20 protein-coding genes are annotated in these 18,595 nt (G+C 59.7%); all 20 read right to left on the bottom strand.

Going from position 1 to position 18,595, the window contains the following annotated elements:
• Nucleotides 1-147: 147 nt before the first annotated feature.
• The 20 genes from araH to fabD all read right to left on the bottom strand — a co-directional run bounded on the left by araH (nucleotide 148) and on the right by fabD (nucleotide 18,496).
• A complete protein-coding gene (araH, locus tag HU811_RS05525) occupies nucleotides 148-1,116 on the bottom strand; it encodes an L-arabinose ABC transporter permease AraH (protein ID WP_076383836.1) in 969 nt (322 codons plus the stop codon).
• A 9-nt stretch (nucleotides 1,117-1,125) separates the two neighbouring features.
• Nucleotides 1,126-2,670 carry an L-arabinose ABC transporter ATP-binding protein AraG gene (araG, locus tag HU811_RS05520; RefSeq protein ID WP_186654527.1) on the bottom strand — a complete coding sequence of 515 codons (1,545 nt, stop codon included), beginning with the start codon at nucleotides 2,668-2,670 and terminating at the stop codon, nucleotides 1,126-1,128.
• Between the two features lie 75 nt (nucleotides 2,671-2,745).
• Nucleotides 2,746-3,750 (bottom strand): substrate-binding domain-containing protein, encoded by a 1,005-nt coding sequence (locus tag HU811_RS05515; RefSeq protein ID WP_186654524.1) that lies wholly within the window; start codon nucleotides 3,748-3,750, stop codon nucleotides 2,746-2,748.
• Between the two features lie 176 nt (nucleotides 3,751-3,926).
• The gene (locus tag HU811_RS05510; protein WP_186654523.1) at nucleotides 3,927-4,745 is read right to left on the bottom strand and encodes an SDR family oxidoreductase; all 819 of its coding nucleotides are present in this window, start codon (nucleotides 4,743-4,745) and stop codon (nucleotides 3,927-3,929) included.
• Nucleotides 4,746-4,971: 226 nt separating this feature from the next.
• Nucleotides 4,972-5,844, bottom strand: a complete 873-nt coding sequence (locus tag HU811_RS05505; protein ID WP_186654521.1) for an SMP-30/gluconolactonase/LRE family protein — start codon at nucleotides 5,842-5,844, stop codon at nucleotides 4,972-4,974.
• A complete protein-coding gene (locus HU811_RS05500) occupies nucleotides 5,844-6,590 on the bottom strand; it encodes a FadR/GntR family transcriptional regulator (protein WP_092458883.1) in 747 nt (248 codons plus the stop codon). The genes HU811_RS05505 and HU811_RS05500 overlap by 1 nt, the downstream gene beginning before the upstream one ends.
• 176 nt (nucleotides 6,591-6,766) lie before the next feature.
• Nucleotides 6,767-7,327: a DUF1285 domain-containing protein gene (locus tag HU811_RS05495; protein WP_047228208.1), complete on the bottom strand. Its 561-nt coding sequence runs from the start codon at nucleotides 7,325-7,327 to the stop codon at nucleotides 6,767-6,769.
• 16 nt (nucleotides 7,328-7,343) lie between these two features.
• Nucleotides 7,344-7,949, bottom strand: a complete 606-nt coding sequence (locus HU811_RS05490; RefSeq protein WP_092400023.1) for a DUF4823 domain-containing protein — start codon at nucleotides 7,947-7,949, stop codon at nucleotides 7,344-7,346.
• Between the two features lie 188 nt (nucleotides 7,950-8,137).
• Entirely contained in the window at nucleotides 8,138-9,106 is a 969-nt protein-coding gene (locus HU811_RS05485) for a GTP 3',8-cyclase MoaA (protein WP_186654518.1), read from the bottom strand.
• A 138-nt stretch (nucleotides 9,107-9,244) separates the two neighbouring features.
• Nucleotides 9,245-9,883 (bottom strand): TetR/AcrR family transcriptional regulator, encoded by a 639-nt coding sequence (locus HU811_RS05480; protein ID WP_003204240.1) that lies wholly within the window; start codon nucleotides 9,881-9,883, stop codon nucleotides 9,245-9,247.
• 384 nt (nucleotides 9,884-10,267) lie between these two features.
• Complete coding sequence (locus tag HU811_RS05475) at nucleotides 10,268-11,062, bottom strand: TatD family hydrolase (RefSeq protein ID WP_092400027.1); 795 nt, start codon at nucleotides 11,060-11,062, stop codon at nucleotides 10,268-10,270.
• An 11-nt stretch (nucleotides 11,063-11,073) separates the two neighbouring features.
• Nucleotides 11,074-11,430, bottom strand: coding sequence for a PilZ domain-containing protein (locus tag HU811_RS05470; protein ID WP_047228204.1), 357 nt, complete (start codon nucleotides 11,428-11,430; stop codon nucleotides 11,074-11,076).
• Between the two features lie 42 nt (nucleotides 11,431-11,472).
• Entirely contained in the window at nucleotides 11,473-12,459 is a 987-nt protein-coding gene (locus tag HU811_RS05465; RefSeq protein ID WP_186654516.1) for a DNA polymerase III subunit delta', read from the bottom strand.
• Complete coding sequence (gene tmk, locus HU811_RS05460; protein ID WP_047228202.1) at nucleotides 12,452-13,084, bottom strand: dTMP kinase; 633 nt, start codon at nucleotides 13,082-13,084, stop codon at nucleotides 12,452-12,454. The genes HU811_RS05465 and tmk overlap by 8 nt, the downstream gene beginning before the upstream one ends.
• 19 nt (nucleotides 13,085-13,103) lie before the next feature.
• Nucleotides 13,104-14,198 (bottom strand): endolytic transglycosylase MltG, encoded by a 1,095-nt coding sequence (gene mltG, locus HU811_RS05455; protein WP_092400033.1) that lies wholly within the window; start codon nucleotides 14,196-14,198, stop codon nucleotides 13,104-13,106.
• A gap of 3 nt (nucleotides 14,199-14,201) precedes the next feature.
• Complete coding sequence (gene pabC, locus HU811_RS05450; RefSeq protein ID WP_186654514.1) at nucleotides 14,202-15,017, bottom strand: aminodeoxychorismate lyase; 816 nt, start codon at nucleotides 15,015-15,017, stop codon at nucleotides 14,202-14,204.
• On the bottom strand, nucleotides 15,017-16,261 hold the full coding sequence (fabF, locus tag HU811_RS05445; protein ID WP_047228200.1) for a beta-ketoacyl-ACP synthase II: 1,245 nt from the start codon (nucleotides 16,259-16,261) through the stop codon (nucleotides 15,017-15,019). Before fabF ends, pabC begins: the two co-directional genes overlap by 1 nt.
• 109 nt (nucleotides 16,262-16,370) lie before the next feature.
• The gene (gene acpP / locus HU811_RS05440; protein ID WP_092400037.1) at nucleotides 16,371-16,607 is read right to left on the bottom strand and encodes an acyl carrier protein; all 237 of its coding nucleotides are present in this window, start codon (nucleotides 16,605-16,607) and stop codon (nucleotides 16,371-16,373) included.
• 191 nt (nucleotides 16,608-16,798) lie between these two features.
• A complete protein-coding gene (gene fabG / locus HU811_RS05435) occupies nucleotides 16,799-17,542 on the bottom strand; it encodes a 3-oxoacyl-ACP reductase FabG (RefSeq protein ID WP_047228198.1) in 744 nt (247 codons plus the stop codon).
• A gap of 15 nt (nucleotides 17,543-17,557) precedes the next feature.
• Entirely contained in the window at nucleotides 17,558-18,496 is a 939-nt protein-coding gene (gene fabD, locus HU811_RS05430; RefSeq protein WP_186654511.1) for an ACP S-malonyltransferase, read from the bottom strand.
• Nucleotides 18,497-18,595: the final 99 nt, after the last annotated feature.

Genomic DNA, 18,595 nt, shown 5'->3' with positions numbered 1-18,595 from the left:
CGCTCCCACACTGGATCTGTAATGAGCCAAGTAGTTCTGACTGGCACACCTCCCGTGGATCTGCGGTGAGCCCAGGTATTTTGCCTGGCACAAATCCTGTGGGAGCGGGCCTGCTCGCGATTGTGGCTGGCCCGGTCGGGGCAAATTTCAGCGTTGTTTCATTCGGTCGATCACCACCGCCAGCAACAGGATCGAGCCCCGGATGACGTATTGGTAGAAGGTGTCGATGTTCTTCAGGTTCATCGCGTTTTCGATAATCGCCAGAATCAGCACCCCGGCGATGACATGGCGAATCATGCCGATACCGCCGCTCAACGACACTCCACCCAACACGCAAGCCGAGATCACGGTCAGTTCAAAGCCCTGGCCGATCATCGGTTGGCCCGAGGTCATGCGTGAGGCCAGGATCACACCCGCCAAGGCACCGATCACACCATGCACGGCAAAGATGATGATCTTGGTCCGATCAACGTTCACCCCCGCCAACAACGCCGCCTCCTGGTTGCCACCAATGGCCATGGTGTTGCGCCCGTAGGTGGTGTAGTTCAACAACCAGCCGAAAAACAGAAAGCAGACAATGGTGATCAGGATCGGTACCGGCACGCCGAACATTTGGCCGTTACCAAACACGAAGAACGATTCCTGGGACACGCCCACCGCCTTGCCATTGGCAAAGATGTAGGCCAGGCCCCGGACGATCTGCATGGTCGCCAGCGTGGTGATCAACGCATTGACTCGCAGCTTGGCAATGACGATGCCATTGATCAGCCCGACAATCAGCCCCATCACCAGCGCTGCGCTGACGCCGAGGAACACGCTATTGGTGTCACGCATCACCACCGCCGCGACCACACCGGCACAGGCAATCACCGAACCCACCGACAAGTCGAAGTGCCCGGAAGCCAGGCAATACAACATGGTGCAGGCCGCGATACCCGTGGTGGAAATCGCCAGACCCAGGCCTCGCATGTTCAGGGGTGACAGGAAGTTGTCGATCATCAGGGTGCAGAGCACGAAGATTGCGACAGCCGCCAGCAGCATGACCCAGTCGTCCAGGAAGCGCCGCAGATCCAGGGGTTTGCGTGCCGTTGGCAGTGCATTGTTTTGAATGGTCATGTTTACCTCTCAGTTCGCCGCGTCGGCAACGCGTTGGCGTGGCAGCGCCAGTTGCAGCAGGTTGGATTCATTGGCCTGGTCACGCGGCAGCTCGCCGCGCATGGCCCCTTCGCAGAGCACCAGGATTCGGTCGGATATGCCCATCACTTCCATCAGATCGCTGGATACCACAATCACCGCAATGCCATCGGCCGCCAGGTTGTGGATGATCTGATAAATCTCGGCCTTGGCGCCGATGTCGATACCGCGCGTGGGCTCGTCCAGCAACAGGACTTTCATCGGCATCGACAGCCAGCGACCGAGAATCGCTTTCTGCTGATTGCCGCCGGACAGGTACATGATTTTCTGACCCGCAGACGGGGTCTTCACTTTCAGCGCCTTGATCTGCTTCTCGGCGTTACCCCGCTCCCATTCACCGCGCAACAAGCACCTCAGGGTGGAATGGCTCGCGCGGGCACTGATGTTGATGTTCTCGCCGACGCTGGCCAGCGGCATGATGCCTTCCTTCTTGCGGTCCTCCGGGCAGAGCAATACGCCCGCGGCAATGGCATCCCGAGGCGAACGCAGTTTCAACGCCTGGTCATGCAGAACCAGGCGCCCATCAGTCTGGCGTTCCAGCCCACTGAGCAACCGCAGCAACTCGGTACGACCGGCGCCAACCAGCCCGAACAGGCCGAGGATTTCGCCTTTATGCACCTGGAAACTCACCGGTTCGCGCAGGCCCGGGCCGAGCAGCCCCTCAACCTTCAACGCCACATCGCCGCGCTCGCGAGGGCGGTAATCGTAGATGTCCTGGATGTCGCGACCGACCATGCAGGTGACCAACTGATCGTGGGTCAACTCGCTCATGTTCTCGAAGGTACGCACGTAACGGCCGTCCTTGAACACCGTGACCGCGTTACAGATGCGGAACACCTCTTCCATGCGGTGGCTGACATACAGCACCACTTTGCCTTCGTCCCGCAGGCGGGTGATGATCGCCATCAGGCGGTCAATTTCCCGTGCCGAGAGGCTGCTGGTGGGTTCATCGAAGGCAATGACATGGGCGCCACGGGACAAGGCCTTGGCGATTTCCACCAGTTGACGCTGGCCGAGGGACAGGCGACCGACCTTTTCCTGAGGGTCGATTTCGTCGGCCAGGCCTTTGAGCAACGCCAACGCCTGCTGGCGCAGTTGCCCGCGATTGACCAGGCCGAAACGGGCCGGCAAATGCCCCAGGAACAGGTTTTCGGCAACGGTCATTTCCGGCACCAGGTGCAGCTCCTGATGAATCACCGCCACGCCGCTGGCAATGCTGTCGGCGGTGCCTTTGAAAGCCATCGTCTGCTCGCCGATCTGCAGGTCGCCGCTGCTGGGGATGTAGGCACCGCCGAGGATCTTCAGCAACGTGGACTTGCCCGCGCCGTTCTCGCCCATCAAGGCATGGACCTGTCCCGGATGAGCAACGAAACTGATATTGGCCAGCGCCTGCACACCGGGAAAGGATTTACCAATCCCGTTGAACCGCAAGCTACCGCCCATGTTGTGTTGCTGTGTCGCTGTTTGCGCTTGCATAACCACCTCGAACTCACAGAGATCAAGCGACCCCGACACTCGTCAAGCCAGGGCCACTTTTGAATCAACCGACCATCAGTTCCACAGGCCGATCTTCTCCAGCTCTTGCTTGAAGTTCTCCCGAGTGATCAGCGTCACCTCGTCCATGGCGGTGTACTTCGGTGGCTCTTTGCCGGTGGTGATCCACTCGTACATCATCTCGGCAGTCTTGTAGCCTTCGATGTGTGGGCTTGGCAGCATCGAACCGAAGAAACCACTGTCGGCTTTCTTCAACTCGCCAATGGCGTCGGTGCCGTTGATACCGATCCCGATCACATTGGCCGCCTTGAACCCGGCGCTTTCGGTGGCGCGCACGCCGCCCAGCACCGTGTTGTCGTTCATGCCGCCGATGATCAGGTTTTTCGCCCCGCTGGGCAGTTTCACCAGGGCCGAGTTAGTGGCGTCCATGCTGCCCGGCACGTCGAGGGTTTTCAGCGCGGTATAAAGGATGTGATCGTCTGGAAAGCCGGCCTTCTTCAGGGCGTCGACCGAACCGTCGGTGCGCTTCTTGCCCGTATCCAGTTCGTTGTAGGTGTTGATCACGGCATAGGTGTCTTTCCAGCCCCAACCGCGCTTTTTCGCCTCAGCGGCCATCGCGGCTCCCTGCTTCTGGCCCACTTCGAATGCGGCCATGCCCAGGTACGGCACGTCTTCCATGAACTTGCCATCGGAACCGACGAAGCGGTCATCGACAGCAATCACTTTCATGTCGTTGAGCTTGGCCTTGGCCATGATGGCCGGACCAAGGGCCACGTCCGGTGGGCAGATCACAAAGCCCTTGGCACCGTTGGCGGCGAGGCTGTCGATGGCCGAGAGGGTCTTCTCGCCGTCCGGCACGGCGATCTTGATCACCGTGAAGCCCCGGTCCTTACCGGCCTTTTCGGCAAACGCCCATTCGGTCTGGAACCAGGGCTCCTCGGCCTGCTTGACCAGAAAACCGATCTTCACTTCCTCGGCCGCCAGCAAGGTGCTGCTGAGGCTGACCGCAGTAACCGCCAGGGCGGCACGGCACAGGGAACGGATCCCACGACGATGATTCATAGCTGTCTCCTTGTTTTTTTTATTGAAAGCCAAAACGTCCAGGGCCCTGCTCCAACATCAGTGGGAATGTGCAGGCTGGGCGGTGAAACATGTTGCTGTACAGCATAGGTCCAAATAGTCATATCGTATGATGATTGAATTACAGGCGAAGTTTCCGACTGAAATCCCGGCAATATTCAGTCGTGGTACATGACCGAACGTCCACCATCGATGGTGATGCACGAGGCGTTGATGAAAGGTGCTTCATCGCTGGCCAGGAACACCGCCGTCATTGCCACTTCGATCGGTTGGCCGATGCGGCGTGGCGGGTGCAGATCCAGCGCACGCTGGCGTTCGGCATGTGGATCGGCGAAGCCGTTCCAGTAGTCGATATTCAGTTGGGTTTCGATGTAACCCGGCGCAATGGCATTCACCCGCACACCTTTGGGCGCGTATTCGATACCCAATGCGCGGGTCAGGCCGAGCAGTCCGTGCTTGGCCACCGGGTAAGGGAAACAGCCGGGAATGATGTGGGATGAATGGGTCGAGGCGATATTGATGATGCTGCCCCCGCCCTGCTCAAGCATCTGCGGCAACACAGCCTTGCAGCCGTACCAGGCGCCATCCAGGTCGATAGCGAAGCAGCGGCGCCAGTCCTCTTCGCTCATTTCCAGCGGGTCACGGAATACGTTCACGCCCGCGCAATTCACCAGGACGTCGATGCGACCGTGCAACTCGACGGCGCGACGGGCCATGGCATGCAGGTCCTGCTGGTTCGACACATCGGCTTTGAGTGCCTGCACATCCGCCCCGCGTTCACGCCAGAGGGCAGCGACGTTCTCAACCTTGTCAGCCTGGATATCACTGATGACCAAACGAGCCTGCTGCGAGGCGAACGCGGCGACGATCGCCTCGCCAATGCCTTGGGCGGCACCGGTCAGCAGCACCACTTTGTTTTTCAGGCGTTCGCCTTTCGCAGGTTCGGGCATCGGTGACAAGGACAGGGTCTGGGCCATGACTCAAGACTCCTGCCGGTCAGCACGACGAAAACCGGACATCCAGAGATGGCCGGGCGAAAGGCTTTTGGAATCGCGTACGCCGTCGGGCGGTACGGAGGAAGATCGTGGCATCACTTCACCTGTCTTGTTTTTTTAGTGTGAGTGCGTATCGCTGATGGGACCGACTATAAACCCGCTCGCCAAATAATCTCAATATATATATTTACATCCCACATTTTGGGATTCATCCTGCAAACCGCGTACAAGCTACACCCGGTACATCGACCCGCATCGACAACACCGCGCCGTCGAGTGGATGGTTAAGCGGGCTCGCCGCACTGGTGATGTACAAAGTCTTAAGGTCTTCACCGCCGAACACGCAGCTGGTGGGACGACTGACCGGCAGCTCGATTACCCGATCGACATGCCCGTCCGGGTCCAGCCGCAGCAGGCAACTGCCGTCCCAGCGAGCATTCCAGACGAAACCGCTGGCATCCATTGCCGAGCCATCGGGTCCGCCGCGCGGGTGAGGGCCAAACCAGACCTCGGCGGGGGCCAGACTGCCGTCGGGATAGATGAAGTGACGGTAAAGCGTGCCGTCGAGACTTTCTCCGAAGTACACCGTCGTGCCATCGGGGCTCCACAACAACGTATTGGGAATGCCCCGCTCACGCAGCAGAGGCTTTACCCGGCCATCGGCACCAATACGAAACAGGCCGCCGGATCGCCGTTCAATGGGCAGGTCTTCGCCGTTTTCGCCGATGTTGTTCTGCATGGTGCCGAGCCAGAGCTGGCCCAGGGCATCGCAACGGGCCTCGTTGGCACGATTGCCAGGCTGGGGATCGGCCATGCACAGCAACTTCAGGCGCGGTTCCAGACCCGACGACTCCAGGTCCAGCCGATAGACACCGCTGCTCAGGGTCACCAAGGCGTCGCCGCTGTGTGTCGGAATGAAAGCGGATACATGTTCGGGCATCTGCCAGATTTGCACATTGGCGCCGATCAGTCGCAGCGCTTGCTTCCCGGCGATGTCGACCCAATACAAGGCCTGGGTCGGCTCATCCCAAAAGGGGCCCTCGCCCAATGTCGCCCGGTGTTCCGTCACAGCCGTCCACATTACTGAAAACTCCTGTTTGCTGCTTGACCGGCGATCTCTGTTCGCCCGGCCATGACGTTAGGGTAAAAGCGCTTGATCGCCAGGTCAGCGTTATCGATCAAGGTCATGCAGGCCCAGACGCCCCGCGCCGCATCACGGGCAGCGATGGCTTCGGCAATATCCTTGTGAATCGGCAAGGTGCGGCGCAGTTCATCCGGGTCGGCGGCGGACACCTCGAACGACACCGCCAGCAGCGCGCCCAAGGCCGGGACCATTTGTTCGATGAATTGGTTATGGCTGGCGGCGAGGATGCATTCATGGAAGAACTGGTCGGCGCGGTTGTAATCGGCGCCGCTGTCCACGGCACGCTCCAGGGCATGGTAGGCCAGACGGATCGCCTGCACCTGGTCGGCGGTTGCTCGCTCACAGGCCCAGCGCACCGCCATCGGTTCAATGGTGCGCCGCAGGTCCAGCAGGTCGTCGACAAAATTTTCCGGCAGCCCGCTGCGCGACAGCCAACCAACCACCTGCGGGTCAAACAGGTTCCAGCGGCGCACCGGCAACACCCGCGTACCGACTTTCGGTCCGACTTCCAGCATGCCTTTGGCCACCAGGGTCTTGATCGCTTCGCGGATCACCGTGCGACTGACGCCCAGTTGCTCGCCGAGGTCCGCTTCAACCTTGATGGTCTGCCCAGGCTTGACCTGACCGGCGGCTATCCAGCCCCCCAGCCAATCGACGGTCGATGCGTGAAAACTGCTGGACATGAACACCCCATGAACCACTCTTTATAGAGGCCCAAACTAATCATCATATGATTGGGTGTCAATTTGAATTTTACGTTACCCACTGTGGGAGCGGGCTTGCTCGCGAAAGGAGTGGGTCAGCTGAGAAGATGTTGGATGTGCTGGCGCCTTCGCGAGCAAGCCCGCTCCCACAGGGTTTACGGTTCCAGGCCGATCGGGAAAAAGACCCCACCACTCCACACCCCCAGCCAGCGCTGACCGTCGATCTCGCGACTGACCGCCAGCTCCACCAGTTGGTAGAACACATTGCGATGGATCAGCGCTTCGAGGTTACTGCGTACGTGCACGTAGGGCGCGGGCTCCTGGGTCTGCGGATCGATCACCACCCGCATCGGATGTTCGCCGCCGGCCTCAGTGGTTTCCTCGACGTTGGTGGTGAAGCGCAGTCGCTGCTGCTCACCCTGCCCTTCAACCTCCAGGGTCACCGCCACAAACGGCGCATCGTCGACTTTGATGCCAACTTTTTCCACAGGAGTGATCAGGAAGTAATCATCGCCGTCGCGGCGGATGATGGTGGAGAACAACTTGACCATTGGCTTGCGCCCGATTGGCGTGCCCAGGTAGTACCAGGTGCCATCCCGGGCGATGCGCATGTCGATATCACCGCAGAAGTCAGGATTCCACAGGTGGACTGGCGGCAAACCTTTGGTCTTGGGGATCTGCCCCAGCAAGTCATTGGCTTTTTGCGGTCCGCTCATGGTGACTCCTTGAATGTTACTGGTCGCTCACCCCCAACAGGCTGCGGGCATACTGGCGCAAAGGGGCAGCGATCAGGTCTTCTGGCTGTTTGTCGTGCAACGTCAGTAAACCGCCACGACTCTTGATGCGTGCAGTATCAATCAAATACTGGGTGCTGGTCTCGATCAACATGATTTGAATGACGCTGGTGTCGACACCCAAGCGGTCCACAGCCTCTTCATCCAGCCATTCATCGGTGTTGCCGATGCGGTTGTCGGCCTTGGCGAAGCGCGTGTACAGCAAGTAATGAGCACCGGCGGCACGGGCTTCGCCCATGGCCTGGTCCAGGCCCTCCGGAACGCGGGCGCGACGCACCATGGGGAAATACTCGATGAAACCGTTGAAGGCCTCTTCGGCGACAACATTGGGCCGCGGGTAGGCACTGCCGGGAGGCGCAAACGCGCCCTGAGCAATGTAGATGAACGAATCCGGCTGGATGCGCAGGTTATTCACACGACGACTGTCGCTGTGGTCCAGCAAACCGGCGTCGCTCATGTGATAGCGGACGCCCTCCCCCATGTCGCTGACATTCATGCAGCCACCAAGCGCCAAAACGGCCAGCAGCAAAACCAGGCTACGCATCCTACCCTCCAAAAACCGGTGACGGAAAACCGGCGAATGGCCATTGGATGCAGCTTTTGCGCCAGCTCATCGAAATGGGGGTGTCAGACACATCCAAGTGAATGGGAAATTGCTATCGCGGGCAAGCCATGCTCCCACAGGTACGGTGTTCACCTTGTGGGAGCAAGGCTTGCCCGCGATAGCATTCGTCAGCCGCCGATGATTTTCATCACGGTTGCGCCGCCGGAGAACGCCACTTCCTGCTTATCCCCCAACGCCTTGACCAGCAAGCGCTGCAGAGCCGGCAAGGCCTGATGCCGGGGCTTGTCCAGGAGATCGCCGACAAAATGCCGGTTGCTCGACGACAGGCAGCCATGCAACCAGCCGGTGGAGGACAGCCGCAAACGCGAACAGGTACGGCAGAACGGCACGCTTTCGTTGGCAATCACGCCGAAGTGCCCCTGCCCCGGAATTTCATAGCGCACGGCCGTGGCATCCACCGGAGCGTCGGCTTGCAGGTACTCGTACTGGTCACCGATCAGGCTCAGCAACTGCTGAAGGCTGACGAATTGCTGCAGGAACGCGTTGGAGTCGCTGGCCAGGTGCCCCATGCGCATCAGCTCAATGAAGCGCAGCTCATAGCCGCGCTCCAGGCAGTACTCGAGCAATGGCATCACCTGATCCAGGTTCTGCCCGCGCAACGGCACCATGTTGACCTTGATCTTCATTCCCGCCGTACGGGCCTGTTCCATCCCGTCGAGTACGGTTGCCAGATCGCCACCGCGGGCGATGCTGCGAAACGCCACAGGGTCCAGGGTATCGAGGGAAACGTTGATGCGGCGGATGCCGGCATCTACCAGCAAAGGCAGCTTTTTGGCCAGTAACTGACCATTGGTGGTCAGGCTGATGTCCTCCAGGCCCATCTGCCCCACCGCCGTCATGAAGCTCTCAAGCTTGGGGCTGACCAGCGGCTCGCCGCCGGTGATGCGCAGCCGCTCGATACCGGCAGCTTCGATCAGGTAGGCCACACCGCGCGCCATGGCCTCGGCCGACAGTTCATCCTGCGCAGCCACTAGCCGCTTGCCGTTGGGCACGCAGTAGGTACAGGCGTAATTGCAGGCTGAAGTCAGGCTGATTCGCAAATTGCGAAAACGCCTGCCTTGACGGTCAACGATCATGGATCACTCCGGCGGAAGAAGAATCGGACTTACGAAACTTGACCCAGAACTCAAGTTTTCGCAAGGCCCAAGCCTGAGTATATTCCTGGGACACTGCGCCATGTAAGCGGACATGGCGCAATCAGGCAGCTGAATGACTTAGCTGCTCGGAACGTCGGTGTCACGCTTGCGCTTGTTGCCCATGCGAACGCCTATGTCCATCAGGAACTGGAAGAAACCTTCCTGGTCTTCCAGCACGTTGCTCCAGAACGGCGAGTGATACAGCGCCACCGCGCCGTGCACTAACGCCCAGGCGGCGCAGTAGTGGAAATAGGGCGGCACGTCTTCGAGCTTGCCTTCACTGATCCGGCCTTTGATCAGCAGGGTCAGGCGTTCGAAGTTCGAGGCGCGGATCTTGTGCAGTTCCTCGACCATCTCCGGCACCTGGTTGCCCTTGACCACCTTCTCTTCCAGGCGGTCAAACAAGCGATAACGCTGCGGATCGCGCATGCGGAATTCGAAGTAGGCCCGGGACAGGGCCTCCTTGTCCTTGTCCACATCGGCCGAATGCAGCAGCTCATTCAAATCGCGCTCGTAATCAAGCATCAGGCGCAGGTAGATCTCCGCCTTGGATTTGAAATGTTTATAAATCGTGCCTTTGCCGATACCCACGGCATCCGCAATCATCTCGACGGTGACGCTGTCTTCACCCTGGTCGAGGAACAACTTGAGCGCGGTGTCGAGAATTTCCTGCTCGCGGCGACGAAACTCACGGACCTTACGGGGTTCTTTGTGCATAAGAAAAAGGTCTGAAGGGTCAAAATTCGAAGCCGAGTATTATGCCTAACTTACGCAAAAATGCACGGATCATCCGTTCCCAACCACAGTTCTTCACAAAACCGTGCAGCTGCGGCTTCCTGTCATTCGCTTCGCCGCACCGTAACGACTGGCTTTGACGGCAGTGAGAACTTATCCGAAGCGAGCGTATTCCAAATTTGTTTAAAAACCAGCCCGGCCAAACTGGACGCGTCAGCATACTGATCAATACTTGAACTGTCGGCGCGACATCTCCCCCAAGTGACGCGCCGGTAAAGGTACCAACGGACCGTGTGCCTTTGTTTTACTCCTAATGGTCTTAACCCGGATTCACCCCCCAGAACCCGGGTTTTTTTTGCCTGAAATTCAGGCTTGCGCCGAGCGGACATGGGCCAGCGGAAACAGCCGCTTGAAGTTCTCCGTAGTCTGTTCGGCAAGCCGCTCGTAGGACTCGCCGCGCAACATCGCCAGGAATTCCGCCACTTCCCTCACATATTGCGGAAGGTTCGGCTTACCCCGATACGGAATCGGCGCAAGGTACGGGGAGTCGGTTTCCACCAACAGACGATCGACCGGCACTTTGCTGGCCACGTCCCGCAGAGCGTCGGCATTGCGAAACGTGACAATGCCGGACAAGGAAATGTAATAGCCCATGTCCAGCGCGGCTTTGGCCATGTCCCAGTCTTCGGTAAAGCAATGCAGCACACCCGCCTGGGGCAGCGCGGCCTCACGCAACAAGGCCAGGGTGTCGGCCCGGGCGCCGCGGGTGTGGATGATCACCGGTTTGCCGGTCTGTTGCGCAGCCTCCAGATGCAGCCGGAACGAAGCCTGTTGAACCTCGGCGGCTTGCGGTTCGTAGTGATAGTCCAGGCCGGTTTCGCCAATGGCGACCACCCGCGGATGGTCGAGCTCGCGCAACAGCCAATCCAGGGCAGGCGTAGCATCGGGCTGGACATCCAGAGGATGGATACCGACTGAACAATCGACATCTGCATAGCGTTCGGCCAGGGCTTTGACGTCGGCGGCATTGTCGGCGCTGACGCCGATGCACAGGAAGTGACCGACGCCGCGCTGGCGGGCGGCATCCAGTGCAGCATCCAGGGAGCCGTCGTGGGCCGCGAGGTCGAGCCGATCAAGGTGACAATGGGAATCTACAAGCATAAAGGGTCGGGCTACATCGTATGGGTGGGACGGTCGGACTTCAGGGTTCCGGCCAGGTGGGTTTCGATCTGATTACGGGCTGAGTGGTCGCCGTCGTTGAACTGCACACCGACACCGGCAGCCCGGTTACCCTGGGCGCCTTTGGGCGTCATCCAGATCACCTTGCCGGCGACCGGGATCTTCTCCGCTTCGTCCATCAGGCTCAAGAGCATGAACACCTCATCGCCCAAGCGATAATTCTTGTTGGTGGGAATGAACAGGCCGCCGTTCTTGATGAAAGGCATGTAGGCGGCGTAGAGCACCGACTTATCCTTGATGGTCAAGGACAGGATGCCATTGCGTGGACCGGGACTGACAGGTTCGTTCATGCTGATCTCCGCTGCGATTGAGCTGAGTTTAGGCAGTGTCTGTCAGTTTCGACCAGGCAAACTCGCCCATTGCACCAACAGCGCCTCGAGCAACAGCACCCGATTGAGGTTCGCCTTGCTCAGCACCTTCTGACGTTGGGCAAGAATCCAGTCCTGAATGTTCAAGATTTTATCCTGGCTGCTTTTTTGCGCCAGGTACTGAATCACCTTGCGCATGTCCGCCAGTCCCAGGCCGGTTTCGTCCTCGGTGAGCTGATAGCGCAGGATCAGGCTCGACCAGTCACAGAACCAGTCGAACAGCAAAAGCAGCGGGATGGCGTTCCAGCCTTCAGCCAGTTGCGTGGGAGACTGTTGCTGCTTGAGCAGCTTTTTCACGCCATCCACCACCAGCGCCCGTTGTTCACGCACACCCTGGGTCTGGAGGCTGACGGCCGCCAACGGCGAGCCGGCGGCAAGGGTCAACAACTCGACGCGTTCTTCGTCGCTGCTGTCAGGCAAGGCCTCGGCCAACCACTTCAAGCTCATCGCTTCACTGGGCAACGGACAGGCCTGCTGTACGCAACGGCTTTTGATGGTTGCCAGCAAGCGGCTCGGCTGGTGACTGACCAGCAATAGCACGGTATCGCCGGAAGGCTCTTCAAGGCTCTTGAGCAAGGCGTTCGCGGCATTGATGTTCATCGACTCCACCGGCTCGATCAGCACCACCTTGCGCCCGCCCATCTGCGAGGTCTGGACCACGAAGCTGACCAGATCCCGGACCTGGTCGACCTTGATCGCCTTGTCCGCCTCCTCCGGCTCCAACACATAGTTGTCAGGATGACTGCCAGCCTTGAGCAACAGACAGGACTTGCACTCACCGCACGCGTTCGAGACACCCGGACGCAGGCAAAGCAGGCTGGCCATCAGACGCTCGGCCAACGCCCGCTTACCGATACCGACGGGGCCGTGCAGCAGATAGGCATGGGCATGCTGCGCCCTTCCGGCCAGTTGCTGCCAGAGTCCGTTCTGCCAGGGATAGGCTTCAGCCACGGGCACGCTCCAACAAACGCGGCAACAAACCGTCCAGCGCCTGCTGGACTTGCGCCAACGGCTGAGCGGCATCAATCAACAGATAACGCGCCGGATCGGCCTTGGCTCGACTCAAAAAGGCATTGCGCACGGCGTTGAAGAACGCCTGCCCTTCCAGTTCGAAACGATCCAGCCGGCCCCGGGCGCTGGCGCGGGCCAGGCCGATTTCCACCGGTAGATCGAACACCAGGGTCAGGTCCGGCCGCAGGTCACCCTGGACGAAGGTTTCCAGCGCGGCGATGCGCTCCAGGGACAAGCCCCTTCCACCGCCCTGATAGGCATAGGTCGAATCGGTAAAACGATCGCAGAGCACCACAGCGCCACGGGCCAGCGCCGGGCGAATCACTTCGGCCAAGTGCTGCGCCCGAGCGGCGAACACCAACAACAGCTCGGTGTCAGGGTTCATGACTTCTTCGATCGGTGCCAGCAGCACCTCGCGAATCCGCTCGGCCAGCGGCGTACCTCCGGGCTCGCGGGTCAACACTACCTCGATGCCAGCGGCTCGCAGGCGTTCGGCCAGGTATTCGCGGTTGGTGCTCTTGCCGGCGCCTTCAGGGCCTTCCAGCGTTATAAACAAGCCAGTCACGGGCGATCCTTAAACAAAGTCATTGCGAGCGCGGCGGCTCGCTGGTGTTCGGTTCGTCGACAGGCTCCTCGTCCGGCACAGTAGGGGCCGGACTGGAGCGATAATCGGCTCGGCGCTTGAGCTGATATTCGCGCACGGCATTATTGTGCGCATCCAGGTCATCGGAGAACACGTGGCTACCATCACCACGGGCGACGAAGTAAAGGCTATTGCCGGCAACTGGGTTCAACGCGGCGTGAATCGCCTCGCGCCCCACCATCGCAATCGGTGTCGGCGGCAGGCCAGGAATCAGATAGGTGTTGTAGGGGTTTTCTTCCCTCAAATGAGCACGGGTGAGTTTGCCGTTGTAGCGCTCGCCCAGGCCGTAGATCACGGTCGGGTCGGTTTGCAACAACATGCCCAGGCGCATACGGCGCACGAACACACCGGCGATCTGCCCACGCTCCTCAGGCACACCGGTTTCCTTTTCCACCAGGGACGCCATGATCAGCGCCTGATAGGGCTGGGAGTAAGGTAAATCGGCGGCGCGTTGCGCCCACTCTTTGGCAAGCACGTCTTCGAGCCGGTCGTAGGCAATTTTCAGCAGGTCAGCGTCCGATGTGCCACGCACGAAGCGATAGGTGTCCGGGAAGAACCGTCCCTCGGGGAATATCCCGGAATGCCCCAGGCGGTCCATCACCTCGCTGTCGCTCAAACCGGCGAGGGTCTGCTGGAGTTTTTCATCCTTGGCCAACGCCGCGCGAACCTGACGAAAATTCCACCCCTCCACCAGTGTGACGCTGTACTGCACCACCTCCCCGCGCTTCCAGACCTCGATCAGGCTTTCCATCGTCATGCCCGGCACCATCCGGTATTCACCGGAATGCAACGGTTGACCGGCAAGATTGAAGCGCCAATAGACGCGCAACCAGAACGCGTCCTTGATCAGGCCGTCCGCTTCGAGGCGCTTGAGGGTTCCGGTGGGGGTGGTCCCGTTGGGGACGTCCAGCAGTTCTTCCTGGGTGATGTTCAGCGGTTGTTGCAACGCCGAATGAATTTTCCAGGCGCAAGTGCCCAACAGCAGCACCGCCAGAACCAGTCCGGTTTCCAGCAGAAGCAAGAATTTACGTCTCACGAATCAAACATCCAATAGCGTGCGGGCAAGGGTCTGCAGTTTACGGGTGAGCGGCCCGGTCGACCAGCGCGCCGAACCGCATGCACGCACCGGCCATACGCCATAAACGCTGTTACAGACGAAGACTTCGTCGGCCAGGTGCAGCTGTTCGAGGCGGATGTCGGTGATGTGCGTGACGATGCCTTGAGACTCGGCTTGATACAATAATTCGGCCCGCATCACGCCGGCCACGCCACAACGGCTCAAGTCCGCCGTGACCAATTCACCCTCGCGCACCAGAAAGAGGTTGCTGAAGACGCCTTCGATCACTCGCCCGGACGTGTCCAGCATCAAGCCTTCGGCGTGCTCGGCATCGCGCCATTCGGCGCGGGCCATCACTTGCTCAAGACGATTGAGGTGCTTGAGACCGGCCAGCAAGGGTTGCTCGGACAAACGGGTGGCACAAGGAAACAGGCGCACGCCCTGCTCGGCATGCATTGGAGGATAGGCGGCCGGCGGACTGCCCTGCAGGATGCGCCGGGACGGCGCCGAGGGATCAGCGCCATAACCACGAAGAGCATCACCGCGGGTCACGATCAACTTAAGTACGCCGCCACCCAGGCCTTGCGCGTAGGCGCGCAACTCAGCCTCCAACGCCCCCATGTCAACCTGGAGCATCAACCGCTGACAACCTAGCGCCAGACGCTGCAGATGACGCTCAGGCAACACCGGTTTGCCTGAGCGCACAGCGATGGTTTCGAACAACCCGTCGCCATAAGCCAGGCCGCGGTCCTTGAGCGACAGAACGTCGGCAGGCTGACCGTCGACCCAGCTTTCCATCAACCAGCGAACCGGCGGAACACCAGGGAGCCGTTGGTACCGCCAAAGCCGAAGGAGTTGGACAGCACCACATCGATGTCCATGCCACGCGCCGTATGGGGCACGAAGTCCAGATCGCAGCCTTCGTCCGGCTCGTCAAGGTTGATGGTCGGTGGCGCGACCTGGCTGTTGATCGCCAGTACGCTGAAGATCGCTTCCACCGCGCCTGCGGCACCCAGCAGGTGGCCGGTCATGGACTTGGTCGAGCTGACCGCCAGTTTGTAGGCGTGCTCGCCGAACACGGTCTTGATGGCCTGGGCCTCGGCAAGATCGCCCGCCGGGGTCGAAGTGCCATGGGCATTGATGTACTGCACCTGCTCGGCGTTGACCTTCGCGTCACGCAATGCGTTGGTGATGCAGCGGGCAGCACCGGCACCATCGGCGGGTGGCGAAGTCATGTGGTATGCATCGCCACTGGTGCCAAAGCCAATCAGCTCGGCATAAATGGTCGCGCCGCGCGCCTTGGCATGTTCCAGCTCTTCGAGTACCAGCGCACCGGAACCGTCGGACAATACGAAGCCATCTCGGCCCTTGTCCCACGGCCGACTGGCGCGGCTCGGTTCGTCGTTGCGGGTCGACAGCGCACGGGATGCGCCGAAGCCACCCATGCCCAGCCCGCAGGCCGCCATCTCGGCGCCGCCGGCAATCATCACGTCGGCCTCGTCGTACATGATGTTGCGCGCGGCCATGCCAATGCAATGGGTGCCCGTGGTACACGCCGTAGCAATAGCGTAGTTAGGCCCCTGCACACCCAGGTGGATGGACAGGAAACCGGAAATCATATTGATGATCGAGCCCGGCACAAAGAACGGAGAAATCCGTCGCGGCCCCGACTCGTGCAGCGTTCGGCTGGTTTCTTCGATATTGGTCAAGCCGCCAATACCCGACCCCATGGCCACGCCGATACGTTCACGGTTGGCATCGGTGACTTCAAGACCGGCATTACGTACGGCCTGGAATCCGGCCGCCAAGCCGTATTGAATGAACAGGTCGAGCTTGCGGGCCTCCTTGACCGACAGGTACTCCTCGACATTGAAACCCTTTACCGAGCCGCCAAAACGGGTGGAATAGGCAGAAAGGTCGGTGTGTTCGATCAGACCAATGCCACTACGGCCAGCCAGAATGCCCTGCCAACTGCTCGGCACATCCGTGCCCAGTGGCGACAACATACCCATACCGGTGACTACGACGCGTCTACGCGACACAGCACTCTCCTTTATTCTAATGACGACTTTGCATCAGGCCTAAAGAAAAAACCGCACGCCGTGATGGCAGTGCGGTTTTTCCATGACAGCTAGCGACGACTAAAAATAATTAAGCCTGATGCTTATTGATGTAGTCGATAGCCAGCTGAACAGTAGTGATTTTTTCAGCTTCTTCGTCAGGGATTTCGGTCTCGAATTCCTCTTCCAGAGCCATCACCAGCTCAACGGTGTCAAGGGAGTCGGCACCCAGGTCTTCAACGAAGGCAGCTTCGTTCTTCACTTCGTCTTCTTTGACGCCCAGTTGCTCGGCAACGATTTTCTTGACGCGCTCTTCGATGGTGCTCATACCTTGTTTTCACTCCTAATGGACAAATTCAGGCAGCTGGCCGGTGGGTAAGTGTATAGAAAGACTTTTCGGTTTTTCAACCGAAAGCTTCACTCCTCAAACCCAGCAGCCCGCCGCCTATAAATAGATTGCAGCTTTATAACGGATTTTAGACAGCTCGTATGACATTTTTTTGAAGCAATCCGTCACATTTAACTCATGTACATCCCGCCGTTTACCGGGATTGTAGCCCCAGTCACGTATGCCGCACCATCCGACGCAAGAAAAGCGACCACGGACGCGATTTCTTGAGCTTGCCCCAGACGACCCAGCGGAATTTGTGTCAACAAGGCTTCACGCTGCGCTTGCGGCAGCTCACGGGTCATGTCGGTATCGATGAAACCCGGGGCTACCGAGTTTACCGTAATCGAACGCGAACCCACTTCCCGCGCCAGGGCACGGCTGAAACCTTCCAGACCGGCTTTGGCCGCAGCATAGTTTACTTGGCCTGCGTTGCCCATGGCACCCACAACCGAACCGATACTGATAATTCGACCCCAACGAGCCTTGGTCATGCCACGCAGAACGCCCTTGGACAGCCGGTACAGACTGTTCAGGTTGGTATCGATCACGTCGAACCACTCGTCATCTTTCATGCGCATCATCAGGTTATCGCGTGTGATACCGGCATTATTGACCAGGATCGCCGGCGCACCGAACTGTTCCTGAATGCTCGCCAGCACCGCCGCAACGGACTCATCACTGGTGACGTTCAGTTCAAGACCGGTACCTTGAATATCGTTTTCCTTCAGGGTCGCAGCGATGCGCTCGGCGCCCGAAGCGGAAGTCGCGGTGCCAACAACGATGGCGCCTTGACGACCCAGTTCCAGGGCAATGGCCTGGCCGATGCCACGGCTTGCACCGGTCACCAGTGCAACTTTACCTTGCAGACTCATGCAAGCTTCTCCTGTTCAGGCCTGCGCTGCACGGGCGGCAGCGAAAGCATCTGGGGTATTGAGATTGGAAGTCGTTACGCCTTCGGCGCAGCGTTTGTTCAGACCGGCCAGCACCTTGCCAGGACCGCATTCAACCAGCTCAGTCGCGCCCCTGGCGGCCAGGGTCTGCACCGATTCGACCCAGCGAACCGGCTTGTAGAGTTGCTCCAGCAGATCGCGCTTGAGGGTCTCAAGATCCGCAGCCACATCGGCGCTGACGTTCTGTACCACTGGAATCTGTGGCGCTTGCCAGTCAATGGCAGCGATGGATTCGGCAAAACGCTCAGCGGCCGGACGCATCAGTTCGCAGTGCGACGGCACGCTGACGGGCAACGGCATGGCACGCTTGGCACCACGGCTCTTGCACCCTTCGATGGCGCGTTCCACAGCAGCCTTGGCACCGGCAATCACCACCTGGCCCGGTGAATTGAAGTTCACAGCGCTGACCACTTCGCCTTGCGCGGCTTCGGCGCAGGCTGCCAGCACGTCGGCATCTTCCAGGCCGAGAATTGCGGCCATGCCGCCCTGCCCGGCCGGAACAGCCTCCTGCATCAACTGACCACGACGCTCGACGAGCTTCACCGCATCACCCAGGCTCAGACTGCCAGCAGCCACCAGAGCACTGTATTCGCCCAAGCTGTGTCCGGCAACGAACGCCGGACGCGCGCCGCCCTCGGCCAGCCAGAGGCGCCAGAGTGCGATCGAGGCGGTCAGAATGGCCGGCTGGGTTTTGTCGGTTTGATTGAGTTGCTCTTCCGGCCCTTGCTGGGTCAGTGCCCACAGGTCATAGCCCAGAGCATCGGAAGCTTCTTTGAATGTTTCGAGGATCAACGGGTATTGCGCGCCCAGCTCGGAAAGCATGCCGAGGGACTGCGAACCCTGCCCAGGAAAGACGAATGCGAGAGAAGCAGACATGAAAACAAAGCCCCTAATGATCTTGTCGTCAAAAATTGACGCCCCAGGGGGCGCTAGGAAACTGACAGTTGGATGGCGGCTTGAACCGACCGGTCACAT

Origin of the sequence: Pseudomonas tehranensis (assembly GCF_014268615.1) — a bacterium.
Classification (GTDB): Bacteria; Pseudomonadota; Gammaproteobacteria; order Pseudomonadales; family Pseudomonadaceae; genus Aquipseudomonas; species Aquipseudomonas tehranensis.
The sequence above is the reverse complement of the archived record's forward strand: the minus strand, read 5'-3'. Positions and strand labels throughout refer to the sequence as shown.